Annotated in this window: 9 protein-coding genes, 2 tRNA genes, 1 other RNA gene and 1 pseudogene; 10 read left to right on the plus strand and 3 right to left on the minus strand. The window is 69.6% G+C overall.

Going from position 1 to position 13,021, the window contains the following annotated elements; genetic code table 11:
• Positions 1 to 6 precede the first annotated feature (6 nt).
• Positions 7 to 1,137: an LCP family protein gene (locus CUT39_RS14075; protein WP_100447635.1), complete on the minus strand. Its 1,131-nt coding sequence runs from the start codon at positions 1,135 to 1,137 to the stop codon at positions 7 to 9.
• 306 nt (positions 1,138 to 1,443) lie between these two features.
• Between CUT39_RS14075 and CUT39_RS14080 the strand changes: the two genes are divergently transcribed.
• The 3 genes from CUT39_RS14080 (at position 1,444) to CUT39_RS14090 (ending at position 4,763) form a co-directional block, all read left to right on the plus strand.
• The gene (locus CUT39_RS14080) at positions 1,444 to 1,884 is read left to right on the plus strand and encodes a helix-turn-helix transcriptional regulator (RefSeq protein ID WP_100447637.1); all 441 of its coding nucleotides are present in this window, start codon (positions 1,444 to 1,446) and stop codon (positions 1,882 to 1,884) included.
• A gap of 10 nt (positions 1,885 to 1,894) precedes the next feature.
• Positions 1,895 to 2,305 (plus strand): VOC family protein, encoded by a 411-nt coding sequence (locus CUT39_RS14085; protein WP_198587142.1) that lies wholly within the window; start codon positions 1,895 to 1,897, stop codon positions 2,303 to 2,305.
• Between the two features lie 76 nt (positions 2,306 to 2,381).
• Positions 2,382 to 4,763 (plus strand): ATP-binding cassette domain-containing protein, encoded by a 2,382-nt coding sequence (locus CUT39_RS14090; RefSeq protein ID WP_100447641.1) that lies wholly within the window; start codon positions 2,382 to 2,384, stop codon positions 4,761 to 4,763.
• On the opposite strand, the gene CUT39_RS14095 is transcribed toward CUT39_RS14090, so the two are convergent.
• Positions 4,748 to 5,797, minus strand: a complete 1,050-nt coding sequence (locus tag CUT39_RS14095; RefSeq protein WP_408611158.1) for a LacI family DNA-binding transcriptional regulator — start codon at positions 5,795 to 5,797, stop codon at positions 4,748 to 4,750. The genes CUT39_RS14090 and CUT39_RS14095 overlap by 16 nt on opposite strands.
• A 181-nt stretch (positions 5,798 to 5,978) precedes the next feature.
• On the opposite strand from CUT39_RS14095, the gene CUT39_RS14100 reads away from it, so the two are divergent.
• A complete protein-coding gene (locus CUT39_RS14100) occupies positions 5,979 to 7,466 on the plus strand; it encodes a ricin-type beta-trefoil lectin domain protein (protein ID WP_100447643.1) in 1,488 nt (495 codons plus the stop codon).
• A gap of 114 nt (positions 7,467 to 7,580) precedes the next feature.
• Here the strand turns inward: CUT39_RS14100 and CUT39_RS14105 are convergent.
• Positions 7,581 to 7,670 (minus strand) — tRNA-Ser (locus CUT39_RS14105).
• Between the two features lie 116 nt (positions 7,671 to 7,786).
• On the opposite strand from CUT39_RS14105, the gene ffs reads away from it, so the two are divergent.
• The 6 genes and pseudogenes from ffs to CUT39_RS14135 all read left to right on the plus strand — a co-directional run bounded on the left by ffs (position 7,787) and on the right by CUT39_RS14135 (position 13,005).
• Positions 7,787 to 7,880: signal recognition particle sRNA small type (gene ffs / locus CUT39_RS14110), an RNA gene on the plus strand.
• Positions 7,878 to 7,950: transfer RNA gene (locus CUT39_RS14115), tRNA-Thr, on the plus strand. The genes ffs and CUT39_RS14115 overlap by 3 nt, the downstream gene beginning before the upstream one ends.
• A 178-nt stretch (positions 7,951 to 8,128) precedes the next feature.
• A pseudogene (locus CUT39_RS14120) lies at positions 8,129 to 9,943 on the plus strand (DNA polymerase III subunit gamma and tau); the annotation flags it as partial.
• 130 nt (positions 9,944 to 10,073) lie between these two features.
• On the plus strand, positions 10,074 to 10,415 hold the full coding sequence (locus tag CUT39_RS14125) for a YbaB/EbfC family nucleoid-associated protein (RefSeq protein WP_408611159.1): 342 nt from the start codon (positions 10,074 to 10,076) through the stop codon (positions 10,413 to 10,415).
• A 68-nt stretch (positions 10,416 to 10,483) separates the two neighbouring features.
• The gene (gene recR, locus CUT39_RS14130) at positions 10,484 to 11,083 is read left to right on the plus strand and encodes a recombination mediator RecR (RefSeq protein ID WP_100447649.1); all 600 of its coding nucleotides are present in this window, start codon (positions 10,484 to 10,486) and stop codon (positions 11,081 to 11,083) included.
• 179 nt (positions 11,084 to 11,262) lie between these two features.
• The gene (locus tag CUT39_RS14135; protein WP_100447651.1) at positions 11,263 to 13,005 is read left to right on the plus strand and encodes an ABC transporter substrate-binding protein; all 1,743 of its coding nucleotides are present in this window, start codon (positions 11,263 to 11,265) and stop codon (positions 13,003 to 13,005) included.
• Positions 13,006 to 13,021 lie beyond the last annotated feature (16 nt).

A 13,021-nucleotide genomic window follows, 5' to 3' on the forward strand; every position in this document is an offset into this window, starting at 1 on the left:
GGCGGTTCAGCCGGCGGCCGGCTCGGAGGGCCCGCCGTCGGCGCTCGCCGTCTCGGTGGCCGTGGCGCAGGCGGGTTTGCTGTCGCTGTTGATGTACTCGGGGTACTGGCATTCCCACTGGTCGAGGGTGTCGCTCCGGAGCGCGGCCCACAGAGCCTCGGAGGCGGTCTGGTGCTCGGTGCCCTCGCCGATGACCACGTACGAGGTGCCGTTGATCTCCTGTGTCGTGGAGGGGGTCCGGATCGCGGTCATCCGGGCGGGATCGACCTCGCGCATGGCCACGATCAGATCGGCGAGCTGCATGCCGCCCAGGTCGACCGTCAGCTTCTCGCCGAAGCCGTTGAGCAGTTTCACCGCCTTGGTGGGGTTCTTGTGGTAACCGAGCTCCTTGGCCTTGTTGAGGATGCCCATGATCGCCTGCTGCTGCATCTTCTGGCGGCCGTAGTCGCCGCCGCGCCCCTCCTCCCAGTCGGAGTCCCAGTCCCAGCCGTAGCGCTGGCGGACCAGGTCGAGCGCCTCCTCCTGGTTGTACTCGGCGCAGCCTTCGGGGTAGGTCCTGCGGTCGCCGTGGATCGAGGTGATCTCGTGCCACGGGCACAGTTCGATGGTGCCCAGCTCGTCGACCAGGTCGATGAAGCCCTCGAAGTTGGCGATCATGGCCCCGTCCCAATGGACGCCGGTCAGGTCGGTGACGGTCTGGGCGCTGTTGGCGAAGCCGTCGGAGCGGTCGTCGCCGCCGGCGAACGCCGAGGTGAGTTTCGTGGAGCAGGCCGGGTCGCACGTTTCGATGTCGACCAGCAGGTCGCGGGGGAGCGAGACGATGGTGACGTCGTCGAGTTCGGCGTTGACGTGGACGATGATGGTGGTGTCCGAGCGTCGGCCGTCGCCCTGCTCGTCGACGCCGAGCACCAGGAAGTTCAGGGGGCCTTCGAGGTCGGACCCCGCGTCGGCCTCGACGGCGGGCTGGTCGGGGAGCAGTTGCTCGTTGTTGACGGCGTTGTTGACCAGATCGACGCTCACCTGCGTCGCCACCGCGCCGCCGCCGGCCGCCAGCATGACCATCGCACCGACGACGACCATGACTTTGGCCCACCACGGCGATCGGGCCTTCGCCGTCTGCTTGTTCGATTCGCTCACTTATCTCCCCAGGCGCAAAACACGTTCAGACTAGTACACGCGTTGTTAACGCCAAATGGTTGCATGTGCCCGCGAAACGATTCGGAACGAGCGGGCGTGAGCGCCGCGGCGCCGCCGGTGCCGGGCGAGTTCGGCGTGTGAGGTCGATGCTTCTGACGTAGATGGTTTTGACGTGGATCGCTTCTACGTCAAAACCATCTACGTCAGGAACTTATATGACTAAAAGTCCGTTTATTGACAGAAAGTCGGACCGCATAGGACTGCGACGACGGCAGCGTGTCGGCGGGCCGTGGCAGAATCACAGGGGTGACCAGCACACCGGCGAACCAGCGCCTGCGCGACCTCGCGCAACTGCGTCGCGTCCGCGACCGGATCGACCGCGAGCACGCGCGGCCGCTGAACGTCGAGGCCCTCGCCCGCGGCGCGCACATGTCCGCCGGGCACCTCAGCCGCGAGTTCAAGCTCGCCTACGGCGAATCGCCGTACTCCTACCTGATGACCAGGCGCATCGAGCGCGCTAAGGCGCTGCTGCGCCGCGGCGACCTCAGCGTCACCGAGGTCTGCTTCACCGTCGGCTGCTCCTCGCTGGGCACCTTCAGCACCCGCTTCACCGAACTGGTCGGCGTGCCGCCCAGCGTCTACCGGCGGCAGGAGGCCGCCGAGGCGGCGGGCATGCCCCCGTGCCTGGCCAAACAAGTCACCAGACCGATCAGGAATCGAGAAGCGCCCGCCCCGAGCCGAACTTAGAGTGGCTCCCATGGACATCACCATTCACACCACCTTCCTGCCGCACGACGATCCGGAGGCCTCCTTGGCCTTCTACCGCGACACCCTCGGATTCGAGGTCCGCAACCAGGTCGAGTACGGCGGAATGCACTGGAACACCGTCGGCCCCGCCGGCCAGAGGGACGTGAACCTGGTCCTGCACCCGGCGGGCGCCGACCCGGGCGTCACCGATCAGGAGCGCCGCACCATCGCCGAGATGATGGCCAAGGGCACCTACTCCAGCATCATGCTGGCCACCGCCGACCTCGACGGCACCTTCGCGACGATCGAGGCCGCCGGGGCCGAGGTCGTCCAGGAACCCACCGATCAGCCGTGGGGCGCGCGCGACTGCGCCTTCCGCGACCCCGCGGGCAACATGGTCCGCATCCAGGAACGGCGCTGAGCCGCCCGCCGACCCGGACCGCGCACGAGACCGGCGGGGACCGCGAAGGCGGCCCCGCCTCGACTTTGGAGACACCATGAGCAAGGCCGCCAGGACGGACACGCACCCGTCGGCGCAGCACCCCGCCGACGGCCACGATCTGATCCGCGTGCACGGCGCGCGCGAGAACAACCTCAAGGACGTCGAAATCGAGCTGCCGAAGCGCCGCCTGACGGTGTTCACCGGCGTCTCCGGCTCCGGCAAGAGCTCGCTGGTGTTCAGCACCATCGCCGCCGAGTCGCAACGGCTGATCAACGAGACCTACAGCGCCTTCGTGCAGGGCTTCATGCCCTCGGTGGACCGCCCCGAAGTGGACGTACTGGACGGGCTCACCACCGCGATCATCGTCGACCAGGAGCGGATGGGCGCCGGCGCCCGGTCCACGGTCGGCACCGCCACCGATGCCAACGCGATGCTGCGCATCCTCTTCAGCAGGCTCGGCGAGCCCTACGTCGGCTCCCCGGCCGCGTTCTCGTTCAACGTCGCCTCGGTTCAGGCCTCCGGGATGCTCAAACAGGGCGACGGCAAGGCCGAGAAGGTCACCTACTCCCGCACCGGCGGCATGTGCCCCGAATGCGAGGGCCGCGGCCAGGTCTCCGACTTCGACCTCTCGGCGCTGTACGACGACACCAAGTCGCTCAACGAAGGCGCGCTCACCATCCCCGGCTACACCATGGACGGCTGGTACGGCCGCATCTTCCGGGGCTGCGGCTTCCTCGACCCGGACAAGCCGATCAAGGAGTACACCGAGGCCGAACTCGACGACCTGCTCCGCAAGGAGCCGACCAGGATCAAGGTCGAGGGCATCAACGTCACCTACGAGGGCCTGCTCCCGAAGATCCAGAAGTCGATGCTCGCCAAGGACCGCGAGGCGATGCAGCCGCACATCCGGCGATTCGTGGACCGGGCGATCACCTTCCAGCCCTGCCCCGAGTGCGGCGGCAGCCGGCTCAGCGAGGCGGCACGGTCCGCGAAGATCCGGGGGGTGAGCATCGCCGACGCCTGCGCGATGCAGATCAACGACCTCGCCGAGTGGGTCGGCGGACTCGACGAGCCGTCGGTCGCCCCGCTGCTGACCGCGCTGGGGGAGACCCTCGACTCCTTCGTCGAGATCGGGCTCGGCTACCTGTCGCTCGACCGGCCCGCGGGCTCCCTGTCGGGCGGCGAGGCGCAGCGCACCAAGATGATCCGGCACCTCGGGTCGTCGCTGACCGACGTCACCTACGTCTTCGACGAGCCGACCATCGGGCTGCACCCGCATGACGTCCGGCGCATGAACGACCTGCTGCTGCGGCTGCGCGACAAGGGCAACACCGTCCTGGTCGTGGAGCACAAGCCCGAGGCGATCGCGATCGGCGACCACGTGGTCGACCTCGGCCCCGGCGCCGGGACGGCCGGGGGCGAGGTGGTCTTCGAGGGCACCGTCGACGGCCTGCGGGGCAGCGACACCCTCACCGGACGCCACCTGGACTACCGGGCGGCCCTCAAGGGGTCGGTGCGGGATCACGCCGGTGCGCTGGAGATCCGCGGGGCGCGGCAGAACAACCTCCAGGACGTGGACGTCGACGTCCCGACCAGGGTCCTCACCGTCGTCACCGGCGTGGCCGGTTCGGGCAAGACCTCCCTGATCCACGGGAACCTCGCCGAGCGCGACGACGTGGTGCTGGTCGACCAGACCGCCATCAAGGGCTCCCGCCGCTCCAATCCCGCCACCTACACCGGCATGCTCGACCCGATCCGCAAGGCGTTCGCCAAGGCCAACGGCGTGAAGCCGGGGCTGTTCAGCGCCAACTCCGAAGGCGCCTGCCCCAACTGCAACGGCGCCGGCGTCATCTACACCGACCTCGGGATGATGCAGGGGGTCACCACCACCTGCGAGGAGTGCGAAGGGAAGCGGTTCGGCGCCGACGTGCTCGAATACCGGCTCGCCGGCCGCAACATCAGCGAGGTGCTCGCGATGTCGGTGGCCGAGGCCGAGGAATTCTTCGGTTCCGGCGAGGCGCGCACACCGGCCGCATCCAAGATCCTCGGCCGGCTCGCCGACGTCGGGCTCGGCTACCTGAAGCTCGGCCAGCCGCTCACGACGCTCTCCGGCGGCGAGCGCCAGCGGCTCAAGCTCGCCGTCCACATGGGCGAGAAGGGCGGCGTCTACGTGCTGGACGAGCCGACCACGGGCCTGCACCTGGCCGACATCGAGCAGCTCCTCGGCCTGCTCGACCGCCTCGTCGACTCCGGGAAGACGGTCATCGTCATCGAGCACCACCAGGCGGTCATGGCGCACGCCGACTGGATCATCGACCTCGGCCCCGGCGCCGGCCACGACGGCGGCAAGGTCGTCTTCGAGGGCACGCCCGCCGATCTCGTCGCCGACCGCTCGACCCTGACCGGCGAGCACCTGGCCGACTACATCGGCGCCTGACCGGGCGGCGGTGCGGTGCTCTCGCGGATCATCAGGCGGGTGGGGATGACCTCGGTGCCCGGCGGCGGGGCGGCCCCGTCGCGGATCTGGCGGAGGACCTCCCGGACGCTGCGGCGGCCGACTTCGGGGAAGTCCTGGCGAACCGTCGTCAGCGGCGGGGTGAAGTAGGCCGATTCGGGCAGGTCGTCGAAGCCGACCACGCTCACCCGATCGGGGACGGCCAGCCCGTGTTCGGCGAAGGCCCGCAGCAGACCGAGCGCGGTCTGGTCGTTGGCGGCGAACACCGCCGTGCAGTCGGGCCGGTCGGCCAGGGCCTGGCCGGCGGCGTAACCGCCGGCGGCCGTCCAGTCCCCGGCCACCGGCGGCGGCACCGGCCGACCGGAGGCCTCCAGCGCCGCCCGCCAGGCGCGGCTCCGGCGGCGGGCGGCGAACGAGGTCTCGGGGCCGGTCACGTGCCAGATCGTGGCGTGGCCGAGGCCGAGCAGGTGGTCGACGGCCGCGGCGGTGCCGCCGGCCTGGTCGGAGTCGATCACCCGGTAGCGGTCGTCGGCATCGGAGTCGACCACCACCACGTGCACGCCCGGCGGGAGCTCCACCACCGCCGCATCCAGCAGGTGGGTCTCGATGAACACGATGACCGCATCGACGGCCAGCTCGTTCATCCGCGTGAAGGCCCCCAGCATGTGGTCCTGGGAGGGGACCTCGATCGGGATCAGCGTGATCGCGTAGCCCTCGGCGGCCGCCTGGGTGGTGATCGCCTCGACCGTGGCGCTCTTGCCGGTGGCCGTCAGCCGGAACAGGATCACCCCGATCGTCTGGAACCGGCCCTGCCGCAGGGCGCGGGCGGCGCTGTTGGGCCGGTACCCCAGCCGGCGCATCGCCCCCAGCACCCGCTCCCGGGTCGCGGCGTTCACATTGTCGCGGCCGTTGGCCACCCGCGACACCGTCTGCGCCGACACTCCCACCGCCCGGGCCACGTCACCGATCGACACACTCTGCCGACCCGGTCGGCCCGAGCGCGTCCCGCCGCTCACCGTGCCCACACGCTCGCTCCGTCCCGGACCATCGCACGCCTCCACACACTCGAACAGAGATTCACACACGAACAACCTTGACCACTCGTGTGACGAATGACATACTACCAGCGGATGTTGACGTCAACACCTGCTCGTTATACCCCTATACGTGCAAACTGCACGAGATCGGCAAGAACGCATGAGTACTACCTATAACGCCGGAGCGCCGCCTCGATCCCGCGGCCGCACCCTGCTCAGTCTGCTCGCCGCGCTGGCACTGGTACCGGTCGTCGTCCTCGCCAACCCGGCGCCGGCCGCGGCCGACACGAGCCAGTTCCGCGGCGTGAACTGGGCCGTCCTGGGCGACAACTTCCAGGAAGGTCCGCTCGTCCTCGACGGCCTGGACCAATCCGACGGCTACGACACCGTCCGGGCCAAGGCCGACGCCGTCTACGACGACATGGAAGCCCAGCTCGGAGTCAACACCGTCCGGCTGCCGGTGAATACCCACACCGTCGGTTCGAGCTGGTGGGACGCCTACCGCGGCACCATCGACGCCGCCGCCGACCGCGGCTTCAAGGTCATCCTCGCCTACTGGGAGGACGGGGCCGCCTCCGGCGGTCGGATCACCGACATGGCCGCGTTCAACTCCATGTGGTCGGCCGTGACCGACCAGTACGGCTCCAACGGCCAGGTCTACTTCGAGCCGATGAACGAGCCCCACGGCTACAGCTCCTCCGAGTGGCGCGACGTCGCCGCCGACTGGCTCGACTACCACTACTCGGCGCCTCCCGGCCGGGTGCTCATCGGCGGCACCGGCTACAGCCAGGACCTGCGGCCGATCTGCGACGACAGCCGCTTCGACGAGACGCTGCTGTCGTTCCACCACTACGCGTTCTTCTACAACGACAACACCTACTCCGGCTGGCTCAACCACATCGACACGCGCCTGGGCAACTGCGCCTCGCGCGCGGTCGTCACCGAGTTCGGCGCCCCGATGGACAACGGCCTGGACTACAGCGACCCGAACAGCTCCGAGAACTTCGTCCGCCACATCCGCGCGGTCACCCAGACCATGCGCGACAACTCCATGGGCGGCACCTACTGGCCGGCCATCGGCGGCAAGCCCGGCGACCGGGGCTACGACTGGTACTCCATGTTCGCCCTCAGCGGCGGCGGCACCGACCTGAACCTGAGTATCCGCAACCAGACCGGAGCCGACCGCCTCCAGTACGGCTGGGGCGACGGCGAGGACGACGACGACGGCGGCGGCGGAACCATCGTGGACCTCACGAACGTCAACTCCGGCAAATGCATCGACGTCGTCAGCGCCTCCACCGACGACGGCGCCGAGATCATCCAGTGGGACTGCCACGGCGGCTCCAACCAGCAGTGGGAGCTGCGCGACGCCGGCAGCGGCTACGTCCAGCTCGTCTCCCAGCACTCGGGCAAGTGCCTCGACATCGACGGCGCCTCCACCGACAACAACGCCAGGGCCATCCTCTGGTCGTGCCACAGCGGCGACAACCAGCAGTGGGAGCTGCGCGACGCCGGCAGCGGCAACGTCGAGCTCGTCGCGCGCCACTCCGGGAAGTGCCTCGACGTGATCGACTCTTCGACCGAGAACGGCACCCGGCTCCAGCAGTACGACTGCTACGGCGGCGCCAACCAGCAGTGGAGCACCTGAGCCCCAGCGGAGAACCAAGGGGCCTCCGGCCGGAACCGCAGCGCCGCAACTGAGACGGAACGAAGAACGCCGAGGCGTCACAACGTGATCGCCTCGGCGTTCTCACTGCTCAAGTGGCGGAGGATAGGGGATTCGAACCCCTGAGGGCTTTAACACCCAACTCGCTTTCCAAGCGAGCGCACTAGGCCACTATGCGAATCCTCCGCCGGGAAGCATACCCGATACCGTGCACGGGAATCGAGCGGGTGAACGGCCGTGACCTCGGCGACTCGCCGCCTTCTCCCGCCTTGGTGGGCGCCGCCCGGTGAGGTACGCTATTGCCCGTCCCTCATGCGGCGTCATCTTGTGAACCTCCCCAGGGCCGGAAGGCAGCAAGGATAAGCGGGCTCTGGCGGGTGCGTGAGGGACCTGGCCGCCTTAGCTCAGTCGGAAGAGCGTGTTACTCGTAATAACAAGGTCGACGGTTCGATTCCGTCAGGCGGCTCGGCGAAGGCCCTGGGCACAGGGCCTTTTTTCATGCCCCGGACCAGACCCGCCCGAGGCCCGGACCGGCCCCGGCGCCGCCCCTGTGGCCCGGGCGCGGGGCCGCCGAGTCCACCGCCGCCGTGTCGGCCCGAGGTCGTATCGTGGCTCCAGGACCGTCGGACGAGCTGGGAGGCACCGTGGCACTCGCGCTATACCGCAAATACCGGCCGCAGACCTTCGCCGAAGTCGTCGGGCAAGAGCACGTCACCGAGCCGCTCATCAACGCCATCCGCGCCGGACGGCTCAACCACGCCTACCTGTTCTCGGGGCCGCGCGGCTGCGGCAAGACCTCGTCGGCCCGCATCCTGGCCCGGTCGCTCAACTGCGCCCAGGGGCCCACCGCCGAGCCGTGCGGCGAGTGCGGGCCCTGCCGCGCGCTGGCGGCCGACGGCCACGGCTCGATCGACGTCATCGAGATCGACGCGGCCAGCCACGGCGGTGTCGACGACGCCCGCGAGCTGCGCGAACGCGCGGTGTTCTCGCCGGTGGAGTCGCGCTACAAGATCTACATCATCGACGAGGCCCACATGGTCACCGCCGCCGGCTTCAACGCGCTGCTGAAGCTGGTGGAGGAGCCGCCGGACTACGTCATGTTCATCTTCGCCACCACCGAGCCGGACAAGGTCCTGCCGACGATCCGCTCGCGCACCCACCACTACCCGTTCCGCCTGATCCCGCCGCCGGCGATGCGGGAGCTGTGCAAGCGGCTGTGCGAGGAGGAGGGCGCCAAAGTCGCCGAGGACGTCTACCCGCTGGTCGTCAGGTCCGGCGGCGGCTCGGCGCGCGACTCGCTCAGCGTGCTCGACCAGCTCATCGCCGGTGCCGGCGACGACGGGGTCACCTACGAGCGGGCCGCGGCCCTGCTCGGGGTCACCGACGCCGGACTGCTCGACGAGATGTGCGAGGCTTTCGCGGCGGCCGACGGCGCAGCGGTCATGGAGGTCGTCGAGCGCGTGGTGGAGGGCGGCCACGACCCGCGCCGCTTCGCCGGGGACCTGCTCGAACGCCTGCGGGACCTGATCGTGCTCACCCAGGTCCCGGACGCTGCCGGGAACGGCCTGATCGACGCCCCGGCCGACCAACTCGCGAAGATGACCAGCCAGGCCACCCGCATGGGCACCTCGACGCTGACGCGGATGGCCGAGGTCGTCGCCGACGGCCTCGGCGGCATGCGCGGGGCGACGGCGCCCCGCCTGCTGCTCGAGCTGGCCTGCGTGCGGGCGATCCTGCCGGGCTCCGACGAGTCGATGGCGGGCCTGCTGCAGCGTCTGGAGACCCTCGAGCAGCGCGGCGTGAGCGCCGTCCCCGCAGCCCCGGAGCCCCGCCCCGCCGCTCCGGCGGCGGCGCCCGAACCGGCCGCGGCTCCGGATCCGGAACCGGCGCCACGGGCACCGGCGGCCGCGCCGCCCGATCCCGAACCCGATCCGGTCCCCGAGCCCGAGCCGGCCGCCGCGGCTCCCGCTGCGGCCCCCGAGCCCGACCCGGCTCCGCCCGCGCCCGCCTCCGGCGGTGTCACGGCCGCCTCGATCCGGCGCCAGTGGGACCGGATCATGATGACGATGAAGGACCGCCGCAAGACCACCGCCGCGCTGCTGTCGGAGGCGACGGTCGCCGACGCCGGCGACGGCGAGGTGGTCCTCGCCTTCAACCACGCCTTCCACGCCGGGGCTCTGCAGAAGGAGCCCGCCTACAGCACCGTCGTCGAGGTCTTCGGCGAGGTGCTCGGCGGTACTTGGAAGATCCGCTGCGAGGTCGGGGAGGCGTCCCAGATCCCAAAAGCGGGTCCGGCCCCGGCGCAACGGGAGGCGTCTGGCCCGACCCGGGCCGCTGAGGGCCGGAGTGCAGCGGGACCGCGGCGGGCCGAGGCGGCCGAGCCGCCGCCGGAGGAGTCCGACGAGCCCTCCCCGGACGACCCGGTCGCGCCCGGCCATTTCGGCACCCCCGAGGAGCAGGCGGTGAAGCTGCTTTCCAATGCCTTCGGCGCCAAGCAGATCTGAGGTCGGCGCGAGCGTGTCCGCGAGAACGCCGTGCGGCCGCTAGGCTGGCAGATATCAAGGAAACCCAGCGCGAGGAGTGATGGACATGTTCCCCGGTGGCGGAGACATGCAGAAGCTGCTGCAGCAGGCGCAGCAGATGCAGGCCGACTACATGCAGGCCCAGGAGGAGCTCCAGGAGGCCGAGGTGACCGCCTCGGCGGGCGGCGGGCTCGTGAGCGCGACCGTCTCCGGCGACGGCGATCTCAAGAGCGTCAAGATCGACCGCGAGGCGGTCGACCCCGAGGACGTCGAGACCCTCGAAGACCTCGTCGTCGCCGCGGTGCAGGCCGCGACCGAGGACGCCAAGCGCATAGCCGAGGAGAAGATGGGTCCGCTCGGCGACGCCCTCGGCGGGCTCGGCGGCGGCATGGGCCTGCCGGGCATGTGAAGCACGGTCGGCATCCAATCCTATAGGAAATATCCTATAGGATCGTCGGCCCGAGTTGAAGGAGCAGCGTGTACGACGGGGCATTGGGCGATCTGATCGAGGAGCTGGGGCAGTTGCCGGGCATCGGCCCGAAGAGCGCCCAGCGCCTCGCCTTCCACCTGCTCGCCGCCGACGGCTCCGACGTCGAGCGGCTGACCTCGGCGCTGCACCGGGTCAAGGACCAGGTCCGGTTCTGCGACGTGTGCGGCAACGTCTCCGAGTCCGAGCGGTGCGCGATCTGCCGCGACCAGCGCCGGAGCGCCGAGCTCATCTGCGTGGTCGAAGAGCCCAAGGACGTCCTGGCGATCGAGCGCACCGGCGAGTTCCGCGGCAGCTACCACGTCCTCGGCGGGGCGATCAACCCGCTCGAAGGCATCGGCCCCGACGACCTGCGCATCCGCTCCCTGATGTCCCGCCTCCAGGGCGGCGAGACCAAGGAGCTCATCATCGCCACCGACCCCAACACCGAGGGCGAGGCCACCGCCACCTACCTGGCGATGCTCGTCAAACCCATGGGCTTCAAGGTGACCCGCCTGGCCAGTGGCCTCCCGGTCGGCGGCGACCTCGAGTACGCCGACGAAGTCACCCTCGGCCGCGCCTTCTCCGGCCGCCGCGACGTCGACTCCTGACCGCGCGCCCGCGCCGCTGCGCCCCAATGGAAACTCCGGCCCCGCGGGTTCGCGCACGGCCGGTAACAATCCGAGCCGAATCCATCACGGTTGCATAACGCTCAACCGTGGCACAACTCACCGTGTCCTAATCTGTTGGGTACCTCCGAGTACCCAACGAAACGACGGGTGAACTACCTATGCGCACGTCTCGAACCACCCTTGCCAGGCGCGCCATCGGCGCCGCGGCCGGAGCGATACTCTCGTTCGGCCTGCTCACCGCCTGCGGCAGCGACGGCGGATCCGATGAGGACGCCGAGTCCGCCGAGGACTTCGACTTCACCTGCCCCGAGCGGGAGGACGCCGAGCGCGCCCCCGACGAAGAGGCCAACGAGAACACCCCCTTCGTGTTCGGGACCCCGGGCGACCCGAGCTCCCTCGACCCCGTGTTCGCCTCCGACGGCGAGACCTTCCGCATCACCCGCCAGGTCTACGACACCCTCCTGGACCACGACTGCACCGAGATGGTCCCCGGCCTCGCCGAAAGCTGGGAGCAGAACGACGAGGGCACCGAGTGGACCTTCCACCTGCGCGAAGGCGTCACCTTCCACGACGGGACGCCGCTCGACGGCGCGGCCGTGTGCGCCAACTTCGACCGCTGGAACAACTTCACCGGCGGTTACCAGTCGCCGAACTACACCTACTATTACTCGAAGTTCTTCGACGGATACGCCGAGAACGACCCCGAGATGGGCATCGAGGCCGAGACCAACTACGCCGGATGCGAGGCGGACGGGCTCACCGCCACGATCAGGATCCACGAGTACACCGCCAACTTCCCGGGCGCGTTCAGCATGGCCACCACCGCCATCGTGAGCCCCGGCTCGCTCGAGCAGATCACCGACGACGAGGTCGAGACCGCCGACGACCCGCTGCCCGAGTACACCCAGACCGCCGACGTCCTGGCCGGCACCGGCCCGTATCAGTTGGCCGAGTGGGACCACAGCGGGCAGGCGGTCACCCTGGAACGCTTCGACGACTACTGGGGTGAGACCGCCGAGGTCAAGACCCTGATCTTCCGCACCATCTCCGACGAGAACGCCCGCCGCCAGGCCCTGGAGGCCGGCGACATCCACGGCTACGACCTGGTCGCCCCCGCCGACGTGCAGCCGCTGGCCGAAGGCGGCTTCCAGGTGCCGACGCGCGGGGTGTTCAACATCCTCTACATGACCTACACCCAGGGCCACGCCCCGCTCGACGACCACACCGTCCGCGAGGCGCTCTCGCACGCGGTCGACCGGCAGCGAATCGTCGATTCCGTGCTGCCCCCGGGCGGCACCGTCGCCACCCAGTTCATGCCGCCCAGCCTCGAAGGCTGGTCCGAGGACGTGGTCACCTACGAGCACGACCCCGACCTGGCCCAGGAGATGCTGGCCGACGCCGGACACGAGGACCTGACCCTCGAGTTCTGCTACCCGACCGACGTCACCCGGCCCTACATGCCGGCGCCGAAGGACATCTTCGACATCATCGCCTCCGACCTGGAGGCCGTGGGCGTCACCGTCGAGGCCACGCCGATCACCTGGGTCGAGTACATCCCGACCACCCGCAGCGGCGACTGCCCGCTGTACCTGCTCGGCTGGACCGGCGACTTCAACGAGGCCTACAACTTCCTGGGCACCTGGTTCGCCACCGAGACCACCGAGTGGGGCTTCGACAACCAGGCGATCTTCGACGGCCTGGCCGAGGCCGCGGCCGAACCGGACCCGTCGGTCCGCGCCGAGCACTGGGCCGGGCTCAACGAGCTGATCATGGAGGAGCTGCCGGGTCTGCCGATCTCGCACTCGCCGCCGTCGATCGCCTTCGCCCCGGACGTGTATCCGATGGACGTCTCCCCGCTGACGCAGGAGGACTTCTCGCAGATGTACTTCGCCGCAGAGTGAACCGGATCGAGTAAAA

It is taken from the genome of Glycomyces xiaoerkulensis (genome assembly GCF_002798405.1).
GTDB lineage: Bacteria > Actinomycetota > Actinomycetes > Mycobacteriales > Micromonosporaceae > Glycomyces > Glycomyces xiaoerkulensis.

Coding starts and splice junctions, on each gene's coding strand:
- CUT39_RS14085 (WP_198587142.1), top strand. CDS start 1,895: ATGGACATCACCATTCACACCACCTTCCTGCCGCACGACGATCCGGAG.
- CUT39_RS14090 (WP_100447641.1), top strand. CDS start 2,382: ATGAGCAAGGCCGCCAGGACGGACACGCACCCGTCGGCGCAGCACCCC.
- CUT39_RS14100 (WP_100447643.1), top strand. CDS start 5,979: ATGAGTACTACCTATAACGCCGGAGCGCCGCCTCGATCCCGCGGCCGC.
- CUT39_RS14125 (WP_408611159.1), top strand. CDS start 10,074: ATGTTCCCCGGTGGCGGAGACATGCAGAAGCTGCTGCAGCAGGCGCAG.
- CUT39_RS14135 (WP_100447651.1), top strand. CDS start 11,263: ATGCGCACGTCTCGAACCACCCTTGCCAGGCGCGCCATCGGCGCCGCG.